This window comes from Rhizobium sp. CG5 (genome assembly GCF_023701945.1).
In the GTDB taxonomy this organism is placed as follows: Bacteria; Pseudomonadota; Alphaproteobacteria; order Rhizobiales; family Rhizobiaceae; genus Allorhizobium.
In genome coordinates this window covers 186,539-199,813 of the sequence record NZ_JABAEF010000008.1, presented here as the reverse complement: position 1 = coordinate 199,813, position 13,275 = coordinate 186,539, and the positions used below count along the sequence as shown (strand labels likewise).

Below are 13,275 nucleotides of genomic sequence, written 5' to 3'. Positions count from 1 at the left end.
ATGTGCGACAATCCGGGTTGCGAGGGTTCCCATCCGCCCGACCAGCCGAAGTCCCGATCCCGCAATTATCCCGGCCCGTTTCGCAAGACGCCCGACCGGCTGCTCGGCATGGGCCTGATCCGCCTCTACCAGCTGACTTTGTCCGGCTTCATCGGCAATTCCTGCCGCCATATGCCGACCTGTTCCGAATATGGCTATGAGGCCGTGGCGCGGCATGGGCTGTGGGCGGGCGGGTTTCTGACCCTGTTCCGGGTCGGCCGCTGCGGGCCGGGCGGAACCTGGGGTTATGACCCGGTGCCGGAGACGCTGGAGGCGCGTTATCGCTGGTGGGCGCCGTGGCGCTATTGGAAAGCAGGGCTGCATCGCAGCCAGATCGACAGGTAGAGCATGCCAATGCCCATGGAGTATCGTCAGGCCTCGGTCGATTTCGACCGGTTCATGGAGGATTTGAAGGCCATCTCGATGCTGCGGACCTCCCACCAGGCCTATACCATGCTGCAGGCGGTGTTGCAGGTCTTTCGCCGGCGGTTGACGATCGAACAGGCGATTGCCTTTGCCGGTGTCCTGCCGCCGGTGCTCAGGGCGATTTTCGTCAGCGACTGGGATATCGCGGAGGAACGCCGACCCTTTTTGAGCGAAAGCGAGATGATGCTGGAGGTCAAGGCGCTGCGTCACAATCACAATCTGTCGACGGAGACCGCCATCCGCGACGTCGCAGCGGCTCTCCGTCGCCATGTCGATGCCGCGGCGTTCGAGCGGGCGCTGTCGCAATTGCCGCAAGGCGCGCGCGATTTCTGGCAGGTGCCCGCCACCCGCTAAAATTCTTTACTCCCGGCGCATTTCGCACTATCACCCGCCCGTTCACGACCGTGCCCCTGCGCCGGCCATTTTTACCACCCGCATTGGTTGGCGGGACTGGATAAGGAGAGACCCATGTCTGAAGCCATTTCCCTTACATTTCCCGACGGCTCCGTCCGCGTTTACGACGCCGGCACGACCGGGCGCGATGTTGCCGAATCGATCTCGAAGTCGCTGGCCAAGAAGGCCGTGGCGATCGCGCTCGACGGCCAGCTGCGCGACCTGTCCGATCCGGTGACCTCCGGCACGCTCGAAATCGTCACGCGCACCGATGGCCGCGCGCTGGAGCTGATCCGCCACGACGCCGCCCATGTGATGGCGGAAGCCGTGCAGGAACTGTGGCCCGGCACCCAGGTGACGATCGGCCCGGTCATCGAAAACGGCTTCTACTACGACTTCGCCAAGAACGAGCCCTTCACGCCGGAAGATCTGCCGAAGATCGAAAAGCGCATGAAGGAGATCATCCAGCGCAACAAGCCCTTCACCAAGGAGATCTGGCCGCGCAACAAGGCGCGCGAGGTCTTTGCCGCCAAGGGCGAGGCCTACAAGGTCGAGCTGGTCGATGCCATTCCCGAGGACCAGGACCTGAAGATCTATTATCAGGGCGACTGGTTCGACCTCTGCCGTGGCCCGCATATGGCCTCCACGGGCCAGATCGGCACGGCCTTCAAGCTGATGAAGGTGGCCGGCGCTTACTGGCGCGGCGATAGCAACAATCCGATGCTGACCCGCATCTACGGCACGGCCTTTGCCGAGCAGGAGCAGCTCGACAATTACCTGCATCTGCTGGCCGAAGCCGAAAAGCGCGACCACCGCAAGCTCGGCCGCGAAATGGACCTGTTCCATTTCCAGGAAGAGGGTCCGGGCGTCGTGTTCTGGCACGGCAAGGGCTGGCGCATTTTCCAGACGCTGGTCGCCTATATGCGCCGTCGCCTGGAAGGCACCTATCAGGAGGTCAACGCGCCGCAGGTGCTGGACAAGTCGCTGTGGGAAACCTCGGGCCACTGGGGCTGGTACCGCGACAACATGTTCAAGGTGACGGTTGCCGGTGACGACACCGACGACGAGCGCGTCTTTGCGCTGAAGCCGATGAACTGCCCCGGTCACGTGCAGATCTTCAAGCATGGCCTGAAGTCCTATCGCGAGCTGCCGGTGCGTCTGGCCGAGTTCGGCAATGTGCATCGCTACGAGCCCTCGGGCGCCCTGCATGGCCTGATGCGCGTGCGTGGCTTCACGCAGGACGACGCCCATGTGTTCTGCACCGAAGAGCAGATGGCGGCCGAATGCCTGCGCATCAACGACCTGATCCTGTCGGTCTACGAGGATTTCGGCTTCGCCGAGGTTGTCGTCAAGCTGTCGACGCGCCCTGACAAGCGGGTCGGTTCCGACGAGCTATGGGATCGCGCCGAAGGCGTGATGCTGGAGGTTCTGAAGACCATCGAGGAGCAGTCGGGCGGCCGCATCAAGACCGGCATCCTGCCGGGCGAGGGCGCCTTCTACGGTCCGAAGTTCGAATATACCCTGAAGGATGCCATTGGCCGCGAATGGCAGTGCGGCACGACCCAGGTCGACTTCAACCTGCCGGAACGCTTCGGCGCCTTCTATATCGACCAGAACTCGGAAAAGACCCAGCCGGTGATGATCCACCGCGCCATCTGCGGCTCGATGGAGCGTTTTCTCGGCATCCTGATCGAGAACTTTGCCGGCCATATGCCGCTCTGGGTGGCGCCCCTGCAGGTCGTGGTGGCGACGATCACCTCCGAGGCCGACGACTATGGCCGCGAAGTGGCCGAAGCCCTGCGCGAGGCCGGTCTCCAGGTCGAGACCGACTTCCGCAACGAGAAGATCAACTACAAGGTCCGCGAACATTCGGTGACCAAGGTTCCGGTGATCATCGTCTGCGGCAAGCGCGAAGCCGAGGAACGCACGGTCAATATCCGCCGTCTCGGCTCGCAGGACCAGACGCCGATGTCGCTGGATGACGCCGTTTCCAGCCTCTTGGCAGAAGCAACGCCGCCGGACCTGAAGCGCAAGGCTGCCCGAAAGGCCGCCGCCCGCGCCTGATCGTCCACCCTTGACAGGGCCTGCCAGACAGGCCCTGTCAACAATCCGTCACATCCGTGTCATGTCTCTGATATATCGCTCCGGTGGACAATGCCGGACTGCCGGAGGAAGACCATGCGTTTCAAAGAGCTTTCCTATGCCAACGAGCGGGATCCCCGCCTGAAGCGCTGGTTCATCCGTTCGATCGAAGGCCTGTCCGGCCGTGATCGCTATGCCCGGCTCTACGATATCTGGCGCAATGATATCGTCGGCAAGACCGAACGCATTTTCGGCAAGATGCTGGACCTGATCGACGTTCGCCTCGACCTGCAGGGCCAATGGCCGCCGGCCAATCTGCCCGACGGTCCGCTGGTGATCATCGCCAACCATCCGTTCGGCATTGGCGACGGCATTGCCGTTCTGGCCATGGCGGAAGAGCTTGGTCGCCCGTTCCGCGTGCTGATCAACAACGAATTGCTGAAAGTGCCGGAAATCCTGCCCTATTCGCTGCCCGTCTCCTTCGAGGAGACCAAGGAGGCGCTGGCCGTCAACATGCAGACCCGCCATGAAGCGGTGCGGCTGCTGAAAGAAGGCGTCACCGTCATCGTCTTTCCGGCCGGCGGCGTGGCGACGGCGAAGAAGGGTTTCGGCCGTGCCCAGGACCTGCCGTGGAAGATCTTTCCGGCAAAACTCATCCAGGCCGCCAAGGCCAATGTCATTCCGGTCTATTTCGAAGGCCAGAACGGCGCGCTGTTTCACATCGCCAGCAAGCTGTCGATGACGCTGCGCATCTCGCTGCTGATCCGCGAATTCCGCCGGCTGTCCGGCAGCACGATTACCGCGCGCATCGGCTCTGTTATCACCTGGGACGAAATGTCGAAACAGTCCGACCGCAAGCTGCTGCTCGCCACCCTCTACGACCGGGTGTTCTGCATGGCGCCGGTACGTCGCCGACTCAGCCTGCGGCTGGTGAGCTGAGGCTGGCTGCTACGGGTTGAGCAGCAGCTCGACATCGCTGTTGCGACCGGCGGTCACCGTAAACTCCTGCTGGTAGATCTTGTCCTTGTTGCGGGCGATGGCGGTATAGCCGCCTTCGGCCAGCACCATGGTGGGAAAGGCGCTGACGCTTTCCGCGACGATATCGCCTGCCGAGGTCAGGACCGACCAGGCCGTGTCGGCGATCGCTTCGCCGCCATGTTCGGACACCAGCTTCAGATTGATCTGCGAGGCGCGATGCTGGATGGTCGCCTCGGTCAGCTTGCCGGCTTCGACCTTGATGTCGGCGCGCACCACGGCATTGACCTCGCCATATTCGGAGACGATGTGATAGGTGCCCGAATTGAGCCGGACGATGGTATTGGCCTTGACGTCGTCCATGACAAGGCCGCGTTCGCCGTCGTCGAGGACTTCCGAGGAATAGATCTTGAATTTCAGGTTGGCCGGCGGAATGCGCGTGTCGGGTCCCGAGACGGCATTCAGCACCATGCCGCCGGCATCCAGCACCATCACCTGCTTGTCGAGCGTGCCGTCCTTGGGGATCGACAGCTTCTTGGTCGCACCGGCCCGGCCGAACGAGACATTGACGAAATAGTCGCCCGGCACCAGCTGGAAATCGGCCGTCCCGCCTTCGGCGCTCGCCAAAAGCGGCAGCTTGCCATCGGCCGAAGGAATGGGGCTGAACACGCGCCACGACAGACCCTGCTGCATGGGCTCGCCATCACTGGTCAGCCGCGCCTCGAAGGTGATGCTCTGGCTCTGTGAGGGGCTTGCGGCCCCGGGGAGGCTCGGAGAAAAGGCATTGAGCTTCGGCATCTTCGCCGTGCTGTCGAGCTGCTTGAATGTCTTGAAGGCTTCCTGGCCATTCGCATGAACGACAGGCGCCAACGCAGCCGTGAGGGCTAGCACCAGGCGCGCAGCGAAGGGTATGACTGTCATTGAATGTGCAACCGGTTGACTTCCTCAGCAATGCTAGCAACTTCAACCGCAATGCGGTGGCAATTTCAAGACAATTGATTCACAGCGAACGCCCAATAGCCTCGAAAGCACAGAAACATGAATGTTAATCGCGAACTCGTCGACTACCTGAAGATCCGCCGCTCCATGCCGGCCTTCCAGATGTGCGAACCCGGCCCATCCAGAGCGGAAATCGAGGACATGCTGCAGCTGGCCGTCCGGGTTCCGGACCATGGAAAACTGGCGCCCTGGCGCTTCATCGTCTATCGCGGCGCGCAAAGGGTCGAGATCGGCGAACAGCTGCTGGCCATGGCGCTGGCCAAGAAGCCGGATCTGAGCGCCGAGATGATCGAGGTCGAGCGCAACCGCTTCACCCGCGCCCCTGTGGTCATTGCCGTGGTCAGCACGGCAGCGCCCCATGGAAAGATCCCCGAATGGGAACAGGTCATGTCGGCCGGTGCCGTTTGCCTCAACCTGCTGATGGCGGCCAATGCCCATGGCTATTTCTCCAATTGGCTGACGGAATGGTTTGCCTATGACAGTGATGCCCATCCTCTGCTCGGCATCACTGCGGGAGAAAAGGTCGCCGGCTTCATCCACATCGGTTCCAGCACATTCCCTGTGGTCGAGCGGCCGCGTCCCGCCATCGAAGACGTCACCACCTGGATCGGCGGCGACGCCTGATGTTCTACGACACGGACGGCAATCATCACGGCCTGGCGCACGATCCCTTCAAGGCGATCGTCGCGCCGCGGCCGATCGGCTGGATCGGTTCGAAGGGCAGGGACGGTTCGATCAACCTCTCCCCCTATTCCTTCTTCAATGCCGTCAGCGACCGGCCGAAGATCGTCATGTTCTCCTCCAGCGGCCGTAAGGATTCGCTGCGCAATGCCGAGGAGACCGGCTGCTTTACCACGAGCTTCGCCGGCTATGATCTGGCCGCCCAGCTCAACGCCTCGTCGGTGGCCGTGCCCTATGGCGTCGACGAGTTTGCCTTGGCGGGTCTGACGGCGGTTCCAGGGCAATTGGTCGATGCGCCCTATGTCGGCGAGGCGCTGGCAGCACTCGAATGCCGTGTCACCGAGATCCATCAGTTGAAAACGCTGACCAGTGACAAGGCCGAGGCCTATGCGGTGTTCGGCCAGGTGGTCGGCATCCATATCCAGGAAAAAGCCATTCGCGACGGCCGGTTCGCGGCAGACCTTAACCGCCCGCTGGCACGGCTCGGCTATATGGATTTCGGCGATGTCAGCGAGACCTTCGAACTGCTCAGGCCGCAGCGTCCAGGCTCGGGCCGTTAGCGGCGACCGTCCCGGTAAGCCGCGTTGATCGCCCCGATCTGATCCGCATTGGTGCAAACGAGGGCGGAAAATCCCTCGTCACGCGCCGCCCGGCAGGCCTCTCTGAGCCTCTCGCCTTCCAGTGGCGGATCGATCCAGTCGAGACAGCCAAGCTGCGCAGAGGCCGCGGCAAGCTGCACCAGCCCGCGCGCCACGGCGATCGCATTCGGCTGTGCCGTGCCGTGGGCCGGCGCCGGCAGGCGAAGGGCCTGCGCCAACCGTCGGCCATCAAAGCCGAGTGCTGCAAGCCGTGCCGAGGTTTCGGAGCGGCATTGCTGCGCGGCCAGTACGCCGGCCGGAGTGTCACCGCAGAGCGCCACAATGGCGGTCGCCCCTTCAGGCCTGCCAAGCCGCACTTCGGCCACCGACAGCATCACGTCGAGCCTTTGGAGTTCGGCAGCAGCCGTCACGCCGCCGAGAATCACCCCGGCCGGCGCAAAGGCCATCAGAGTTTCGACCTCGGCCGCCATCGCGTCGCTATCGGCATGGTTCGGCACCGCGAAGAAGAGCAGGGGCCGGTCCGGCTGCGCCAGCATATCCGAAAAATCGGCCGGCTGCGCGATGGCGCCCCGTGCCGTCAGATCGATCATCAGGCCATCCGCATGGCTCGAAAGGCCGCCGCGGATGCCCATCTCGTCGCCCATTGGCACGGCCAGCAAAGAGCGGATCACGCGCCCGGCAATCACGATGGCGTCCGGCGGCGAGGGGGCATTGTCATGGTTAATCAGCATGGTGAACCAATCATAAACTTTTTGTCGCTAGCGTGAAGTCCTGGCCGCGTGGCCATAGCATTGCCTCTTTGCACCGGTTGGGACTGACAGTGATAGTACAGGCTTTTCTTCGTTGGGCGGAAACGGCAAAGACGGTCGAGCGCGCGAAAGCCGCCAATGCGCTGGGCCGCGCCTATCTCGCGTCGTCCATGGCCGACGATGAGCGCCGTGCCGCCTATGTGGCGATGACCTATCTGCTCGATGATCCGTCGCCGCGCGTCCGCCTGGCGCTGGCCGAAGCATTGGCCGATTCGCCCGCCGCTCCGCGTCCGCTTCTGGTGTCGCTCGCCCAGGATCAGACCGAGATCGCCTGTGCCGTCATCCTGCGCTCGCCGGTCCTGACCGATTCGGATCTGGTCGATCTGGCCGGCCGCGGCGATGTCTGCGCCCGCTCGCTGATCGCCGCCCGCCGCGGCTTGTCGCGCGCCGTGGCTGCCGCCCTTGCCGAGATCGGCGATGTGCCGGAGATTGCCGTGTTGCTCGAAAACGAAAGCGCCGCCATCTCTCGCTTTTCCCTGAAGCGTATTGCCGAACGGCTGGGTGGCGACGACGGTATCCGCGGCGCACTGATCGAGCGCGATGATCTGCCCGCCGATGCGCGCCATCTTCTGGTCCAGCATGCCACGGCCGCTTTGTCTGGCTCCCATCTCGTTCAGGCCGCCATCGGCAGCCGTCGCATCCAGCGTGTCACCCGCGAAGCCGATGCCGCCGCGACGGCACTCATCGTCAGCAACGTTCCATACGCGGACATTCCGGCGCTGGTCGACCATCTGCGCCTGGCCGGCCGCCTGACGCCGGCCTTCCTGATGCGCATCCTGTGTCTCGGCAAGGCGGATTTCTTTGCCTGTGCGGTCACGTCGCTCTCGGGTCTCGACGAGCGCCGCGTCCGCTCGATCCTCGCCACCGGCCGCCAGCATGCCGTTCGCGCCCTGATCGAATCGGCGGGCCTTGATCGCGCCATCAGCACCATCTTCGTCGAAGCCGTCCTGCTGTGGCGCCAGGCGGTTCAGTCCGCCGTCGATGTGGAACTGGAGAGCATTTCGGCGCGGCTGCTGGAGCGAAGCCGTCGAATCGAACAGAGCACGGCCGCGACCGGACTTCTCGACCTGGTCGAGGCTCTCGAAATGGACGAGCAGCGCCGCAAGGCGCGTGATTATGCCAGCGGCCTGGCCCTGGCCGCCGCCTGAGGCGGTAGCCGACCGTCGGGGGACTTACTGCGTCAGTTTCTTGGCGACCCAGGAATAGCTGTCGGCAATGACATGCACCGGCGTTTCAAACACCATGCGGATATCGGATGTGCCGGGCAGCGCCTCGCGGATGCGCGACACGGCTCTGGCCGCAAAGTTCCGCTTGGTCTCTTCCGGGATCGGCGCTTCCGGGATCGGCGCTTCGGGCAAAGCTGTGGCCGGCGCTGCAAGCTCCGGCTCTTTGTCGGCTTGCTTCGGCGCGGCTGCGGCCTGTAACCCGTCTTTGGCGTCCGGAGGCTGGCAGACCGCCACGACCATCGGATAATTGACGTTGGAATACCGCTCCAGCACCTTTTCGGATGCCGCGTCGCAGAGTTCGACGGAGACATAGTGCTGCTCGGGTTTGGCAATGAAGTGACACTGGCTGACACTGTCGTCGCAGCCAAGGATGGTCATCATGATCAGCGCAGTATTCATCGGGGAAGCCTTCGCAACGAGGAACGGTCACATTGTTGTTATCGCCAACAATTGAGCAGCAGCAAGGCGAAAACCAGTCCTATTCGGGAGCTTCCCGCAATAGCCTCCACAATTTCGGAATTGGCCACCCCTTCGAGGCCGGAGATGATCGTCGTGCCCGCGCACTCACCGTGGGCACGACGATCCAAACGTTCGGCTAAGGCCGTTTCAAAACCCGAAAGGCGTAGAACTGGGTCTTCTGACTGGCATTGAAATTGTTGTCGGAGGCAAGGATCAGCAGGTCCGTGCCGTCTGTGCCCTTGGCAAAGGTCAGTGCCTCGATATTGTCGGGGATCAGGCCGACGGCACGCAAATCGAGCAACTCGCTCTTGCGCAACGGCACGACGTGTTTGTCGGTGCTGGCTAGCGACGGAATGGAGGAGACGTCCGTCGCGCCATCGAGATCCGCCATGAACAGTTTGATCGAGCTGCCGAAATCCTCGGCAAAGCCTCGCTCGACGGCCAGCAGGCGGTGATCGTCGAGGGCCAGCATTTCCGGCAGACCGTTGTCGTTCCAGCCGTTTTCCTTGGCCGGAGCCTGGGGAATGGGAGATACGGGATAGACATATTGTGCCGTCGGCTCACCGGATTTCACATCGTTACGGATAATGCGGGCGAGACTGCCGGACAGCAACGTCGCTGCGGGACCGTCCTGATAGAGAGCCGCTTCCAGCGCCACCAGCAGGTCGCCGGAGGGCAGCAGGGCCATGCTCTCAAACGCATTGTTGTTGCGGATGCCGCTGGTCTTGTCGGCGGTCGGCGCAAAGCCCTCCGGCAGCTTGAACTCCCGCAGGAAGGCGCCATCCCGGCTGGCCAGACGGACGAAAGGCGCTATGCCGGCCTTGGCATCGCCTTCGCTGGACCAAAGCAGACCCTCGGCACTGATGCGCAGCGATTCCGGATCCACCGTCTTGGCGGCAAAGGCCTCGCCGTTCTTGTCCTTGAGCACGACTGTTTTGGCCACGGTGACGCCTCTGATGCCGGTGGCATCCGCATCGATGGCCAGCTCATAGAAGCGGGCCGGACCCTTTTCGGAACGATCGTCGCTGATCGCGATATAGCGGCCGGTCGAGGCGTCGAAATCGAGGCCTGAAATGCCGCCGAACTCGATCCCATCGACCATCTCGCCGGTCGGGATGGAAAACTCGCCGAGATAGGCAAGCGCCATGCCCGCCCGGCAGTCACCAAATGGGCAGGGCAGGTCGACGCTTTTGCCTGCCTCCAGCGCACTGGCCGGAGCGACGGCGATGATCAGGGAAAGGGCAGTGGCGGAAAGCGGCAATCTCAACATGGCTCTCTCTCAGAGTGGGAATGACATCGGCAAGGCGATCGGGCGGCGTGACCGCACCAAACCGTCCCCATCGCCATTCCTGCCCCTTTTTCTTGTCGCTGGTATTACCGTTCCTTGTCGAATCGGTGACAACCGAGGTCTCAATGTGTCCGGCGGGTCTTGGCCCATCGGCCGAAATATGAGACGAAGCGACAAGTTTGTTGATAGAGCGCCGGCCGCTCAGTGCTCAAGACAGGGCACAGCCAAAGCGCAGAAAGTCAGATAGCCATGCTCAGGCGGTTTTTTGCCCATTATCGTCCTTACCGAGGGCTTTTCATTCTCGATTTTACCTGTGCCGTGATCTCCGGATTGCTGGAGCTCGGCTTCCCGATGGCCGTCAAGCTTTTCGTCGACGATCTGCTGCCGGGGGGAGAATGGGCGGTGATCATTGCTGCCTCGATCGGGCTTTTGGCAATCTACTGCATCAATACCGGCCTGATGGCGACGGTCACCTATTGGGGTCATATGCTCGGCATCAATATCGAAACCGATTTGCGCCGCATGGCCTTCAGCCATGTGCAGAAACTGTCGTTCCGCTATTTCGACAACGAGAAAACCGGCCATCTGGTCGGTCGGCTGACCAAGGATCTGGAAGAGATCGGCGAGGTCGCCCATCACGGGCCGGAAGACCTGTTCATCGCCATCATGACCTTCATCGGCGCCTTCCTGCTGATGCTGTCGATCAACTGGCAGCTGGCCGTGCTGACCGCCATCGTCGTGCCGCTGACGGCCTGGGTCACCAGCCGCTATGGTAGCCGCATGACCGACAATTTTCGGGCGCTCTACGGTCGCGTCGGCGACTTCAACGCCCGCATCGAGGAAAATGTCGGCGGCATGCGCGTCGTCCAGGCCTTTGCCAACGAGGACCATGAGCGCTCGCTGTTCGAGACCGACAACCAGAATTATCGGCTGACCAAGCTCGCCGCCTATCGCATCATGGCCGCCAGCACCTCGCTCAGCTACATGAGCATGCGGCTGATCCAGATGATCGTCATGATCGCCGGCTGCTATTTCGTCCTGTCCGGCGAACTGACCAATGGCGGCTTCGTCAGCTTCCTGCTGCTGGTCGGCGTCTTCTTCCGGCCGGTCGAAAAGATCAATTCGGTGATCGAGACCTATCCGAAGGGCATTGCCGGCTTCCGCCGCTTTACCGAGCTGATGGACACGGCGCCCGATATCGCCGATGCCGCCGATGCCATTGCCGCGCCGCCGCTCAAAGGCGATATCGCCTATCGCGATGTCAGCTTCGGCTATAGCGACAGCAAGCTCGTCCTGCGTCATATCGATCTGGAGATCCGTGCCGGCGAAACGGTGGCCTTTGTCGGTCCTTCCGGGGCCGGCAAGACGACGCTCTGTTCGCTACTGCCGCGTTTTTACGATGTGCAGGGTGGCGCGATCTCCGTCGACGGCATCGATATTCGCCACATGACGCTTGCCTCGCTGCGCAGCCAGATCGGCATCGTCCAGCAGGACGTCTTCCTGTTCGGCGGCACGGTGCGCGAAAACATCGCCTATGGAAAGCTCGGCGCCAGCGACGCGGATGTGATGCAGGCGGCCCGCCGCGCCAAGCTGGACGGCGTGATCGCTGCCATGCCCGAGGGCCTCGATACGGTGATCGGCGAGCGCGGCGTCAAACTGTCCGGCGGCCAGAAGCAGCGTTTGGCGATCGCCCGCATGTTCCTGAAGAACCCGCCGATCCTGATCCTCGACGAAGCGACCTCGGCGCTCGACACGGAAACCGAGCGGGCCATCCAGCAATCGCTGAGCGAGCTTGCCAAGGGCCGCACGACGCTGATCATCGCCCATCGCCTGGCCACCATCCGCGACGCAGCGCGGATCGTCGTGGTCGACGAGACCGGCATTGCCGAAGTCGGCGCCCATCAGGAACTGATTGCCGCCAAGGGCCCTTACAGCCGGCTCTATGACGCCCAGTTCGGCATCCAGGCGGCGGAATGACGGTGGCGTTCCGGCTTGGCCGGACGCCGACCTAGCTTTACGCGGATGACATTTTCTTGGCCACCGGTGGCTCGTCGGGGATCGGCGGAGGCGCCGGCACGGCCGGTTCCGGCACATCGGCAAGCTCGACTTCCCGCATCCATTCGCGCCAGATCGCCACGATCAGCGCCATCAGGACGGGGCCGATGAACAGGCCGAGGAAGCCCATGGTCTTGACGCCGCCGACCAGCCCGAAAAAGGTCGGCAGGAACGGCAGCTTGATCGGTCCGCCGACCAGCCGCGGCCGCACCGTCTTGTCGACGATGAACAGTTCGACCGTGCCCCAGATGAACAGGCCAAAGCCGGCGATATAGGAGCCCCGCGCCAGCAGATAGCCGCTGACAAGGGTAAACGACAGCGGTGCACCACCCGGCACCAGCGCCATGACACCGGTCAGCACGCCCAGCGTCACCGGCGATGGCACGCCGGCCAGCCAATAGGCAATGCCCAGAATGAAGCCCTCGCCGATGGCGATCAGCGTCATGCCGGTCACCGTCGAGCTGATGGTCGCCGGCACCACCCGCGACATGCGCTCCCAGCGCAGGGGCAGGATGCGTTCGCCCAGAAGGTCGAGCTGCCGGGCAAACGACGCACCGTCGCGATAGACGAAAAACAGCGCAATCAGCATGAACAGCATGGTGAGCAGCAGATGGAAGGCCCCGTCACCGGCGGCGATCACCGCCCGGTAGATATTGCCGATATTGGCGCCGCTGACCAGTTGCACGAGCTCGCCGATGGCGCCAGGCAAGCCGATATGCCGATCCCATTGTTGCCCGAGCCAGACCCCGACCTTGGGCAGCGCCACGATCCAGTCCGGCGGCGGCGATCCGGATCGGTTGGCCTCGATCGCCCAGCCGATCAGCACCCGCAATTCACCGACGGTATAGGTCGCCGCAATGCCGATTGGTACGACCAGGAAGGCGAGGATCAGCAGGATCGCAAGGGTCGCGCCGATGGTTTTATTGCCGCCGACATTGGCCAGCAGCTTGCGATAGAGCGGCCAGCTGGCAAAGGCGATGACCAGCGCCGCCAGAACCGGCACGATGAACCCGTGAAAGAAATAGATCGCGGCAACGGCGATCAGAAACATCAGCCAACGTGCGGCGGAAATCGGCGTGACGAGCGCCGTCCGGCTCGGAGCGACCGGCCCCAGCCAGCGCGGCATGTCCGGGGAACTGCGATCCTCTTTTTTTCGCACGATGAATACTTCCTGTTTGCACAGCCAAGACTATGAACGATTTCGCGGATCCAACGCAAGCGCCGGCCGTTGGAGACCATGAGAT

13 protein-coding genes are annotated in these 13,275 nt (G+C 62.9%); 8 read left to right on the top strand and 5 right to left on the bottom strand.

Annotated features, from left to right (window positions below; all coding sequences use genetic code 11):
• From yidD to HGO38_RS15275, 4 genes are all read left to right on the top strand, one after another.
• On the top strand, positions 1–384 hold the full coding sequence (gene yidD, locus HGO38_RS15290; protein ID WP_250956757.1) for a membrane protein insertion efficiency factor YidD: 384 nt from the start codon (positions 1–3) through the stop codon (positions 382–384).
• A gap of 3 nt (positions 385–387) precedes the next feature.
• Positions 388–819 carry a DUF2267 domain-containing protein gene (locus HGO38_RS15285; RefSeq protein ID WP_250956756.1) on the top strand — a complete coding sequence of 144 codons (432 nt, stop codon included), beginning with the start codon at positions 388–390 and terminating at the stop codon, positions 817–819.
• Positions 820–933: 114 nt separating this feature from the next.
• Positions 934–2,922 (top strand): threonine--tRNA ligase, encoded by a 1,989-nt coding sequence (gene thrS / locus HGO38_RS15280; RefSeq protein WP_250956755.1) that lies wholly within the window; start codon positions 934–936, stop codon positions 2,920–2,922.
• Positions 2,923–3,036: 114 nt separating this feature from the next.
• Positions 3,037–3,879: a lysophospholipid acyltransferase family protein gene (locus HGO38_RS15275; RefSeq protein WP_250956754.1), complete on the top strand. Its 843-nt coding sequence runs from the start codon at positions 3,037–3,039 to the stop codon at positions 3,877–3,879.
• Positions 3,880–3,888: 9 nt separating this feature from the next.
• Here HGO38_RS15275 and HGO38_RS15270 read toward each other — a convergent pair whose 3' ends face one another.
• On the bottom strand, positions 3,889–4,836 hold the full coding sequence (locus tag HGO38_RS15270) for an RgsD C-terminal domain-containing protein (RefSeq protein WP_250956753.1): 948 nt from the start codon (positions 4,834–4,836) through the stop codon (positions 3,889–3,891).
• A gap of 117 nt (positions 4,837–4,953) precedes the next feature.
• Here HGO38_RS15270 and HGO38_RS15265 point away from each other — a divergent pair, with 117 nt between their 5' ends.
• Positions 4,954–5,538, top strand: coding sequence for a nitroreductase family protein (locus tag HGO38_RS15265; RefSeq protein WP_250956752.1), 585 nt, complete (start codon positions 4,954–4,956; stop codon positions 5,536–5,538).
• Positions 5,538–6,155, top strand: a complete 618-nt coding sequence (locus HGO38_RS15260) for a flavin reductase family protein (RefSeq protein ID WP_250956751.1) — start codon at positions 5,538–5,540, stop codon at positions 6,153–6,155. The genes HGO38_RS15265 and HGO38_RS15260 overlap by 1 nt, the downstream gene beginning before the upstream one ends.
• Here HGO38_RS15260 and HGO38_RS15255 read toward each other — a convergent pair.
• Positions 6,152–6,925 carry an aldolase/citrate lyase/malate synthase family protein gene (locus HGO38_RS15255; RefSeq protein ID WP_250956750.1) on the bottom strand — a complete coding sequence of 258 codons (774 nt, stop codon included), beginning with the start codon at positions 6,923–6,925 and terminating at the stop codon, positions 6,152–6,154. The genes HGO38_RS15260 and HGO38_RS15255 overlap by 4 nt on opposite strands.
• Positions 6,926–7,014: 89 nt before the next feature.
• On the opposite strand from HGO38_RS15255, the gene HGO38_RS15250 reads away from it, so the two are divergent.
• A complete protein-coding gene (locus HGO38_RS15250; RefSeq protein WP_250956749.1) occupies positions 7,015–8,151 on the top strand; it encodes a DUF2336 domain-containing protein in 1,137 nt (378 codons plus the stop codon).
• A 24-nt stretch (positions 8,152–8,175) separates the two neighbouring features.
• Here HGO38_RS15250 and HGO38_RS15245 read toward each other — a convergent pair whose 3' ends face one another.
• Complete coding sequence (locus tag HGO38_RS15245) at positions 8,176–8,628, bottom strand: hypothetical protein (RefSeq protein WP_250956748.1); 453 nt, start codon at positions 8,626–8,628, stop codon at positions 8,176–8,178.
• Positions 8,629–8,824: 196 nt separating this feature from the next.
• Entirely contained in the window at positions 8,825–9,958 is a 1,134-nt protein-coding gene (locus tag HGO38_RS15240; protein ID WP_250956747.1) for an esterase-like activity of phytase family protein, read from the bottom strand.
• Between the two features lie 267 nt (positions 9,959–10,225).
• Here HGO38_RS15240 and HGO38_RS15235 point away from each other — a divergent pair, with 267 nt between their 5' ends.
• The gene (locus HGO38_RS15235) at positions 10,226–11,953 is read left to right on the top strand and encodes an ABC transporter ATP-binding protein (RefSeq protein WP_250956746.1); all 1,728 of its coding nucleotides are present in this window, start codon (positions 10,226–10,228) and stop codon (positions 11,951–11,953) included.
• 37 nt (positions 11,954–11,990) lie between these two features.
• Here HGO38_RS15235 and HGO38_RS15230 read toward each other — a convergent pair whose 3' ends face one another.
• Positions 11,991–13,157, bottom strand: coding sequence for an AI-2E family transporter (locus HGO38_RS15230; protein ID WP_250956847.1), 1,167 nt, complete (start codon positions 13,155–13,157; stop codon positions 11,991–11,993).
• Positions 13,158–13,275: the final 118 nt, after the last annotated feature.

What these genes read in the sequence shown, in the direction of transcription:
- yidD (WP_250956757.1), top strand. Translation starts at nt 1, where the DNA reads ATGTGCGACAATCCGGGTTGCGAGGGTTCCCATCCGCCCGACCAGCCG.
- HGO38_RS15285 (WP_250956756.1), top strand. Translation starts at nt 388, where the DNA reads ATGCCAATGCCCATGGAGTATCGTCAGGCCTCGGTCGATTTCGACCGG.
- thrS (WP_250956755.1), top strand. Translation starts at nt 934, where the DNA reads ATGTCTGAAGCCATTTCCCTTACATTTCCCGACGGCTCCGTCCGCGTT.
- HGO38_RS15275 (WP_250956754.1), top strand. Translation starts at nt 3,037, where the DNA reads ATGCGTTTCAAAGAGCTTTCCTATGCCAACGAGCGGGATCCCCGCCTG.
- HGO38_RS15270 (WP_250956753.1), bottom strand. Translation starts at nt 4,836, where the DNA reads ATGACAGTCATACCCTTCGCTGCGCGCCTGGTGCTAGCCCTCACGGCT.
- HGO38_RS15265 (WP_250956752.1), top strand. Translation starts at nt 4,954, where the DNA reads ATGAATGTTAATCGCGAACTCGTCGACTACCTGAAGATCCGCCGCTCC.
- HGO38_RS15260 (WP_250956751.1), top strand. Translation starts at nt 5,538, where the DNA reads ATGTTCTACGACACGGACGGCAATCATCACGGCCTGGCGCACGATCCC.
- HGO38_RS15255 (WP_250956750.1), bottom strand. Translation starts at nt 6,925, where the DNA reads ATGCTGATTAACCATGACAATGCCCCCTCGCCGCCGGACGCCATCGTG.
- HGO38_RS15245 (WP_250956748.1), bottom strand. Translation starts at nt 8,628, where the DNA reads ATGAATACTGCGCTGATCATGATGACCATCCTTGGCTGCGACGACAGT.
- HGO38_RS15240 (WP_250956747.1), bottom strand. Translation starts at nt 9,958, where the DNA reads ATGTTGAGATTGCCGCTTTCCGCCACTGCCCTTTCCCTGATCATCGCC.
- HGO38_RS15235 (WP_250956746.1), top strand. Translation starts at nt 10,226, where the DNA reads ATGCTCAGGCGGTTTTTTGCCCATTATCGTCCTTACCGAGGGCTTTTC.
- HGO38_RS15230 (WP_250956847.1), bottom strand. Translation starts at nt 13,157, where the DNA reads ATGCCGCGCTGGCTGGGGCCGGTCGCTCCGAGCCGGACGGCGCTCGTC.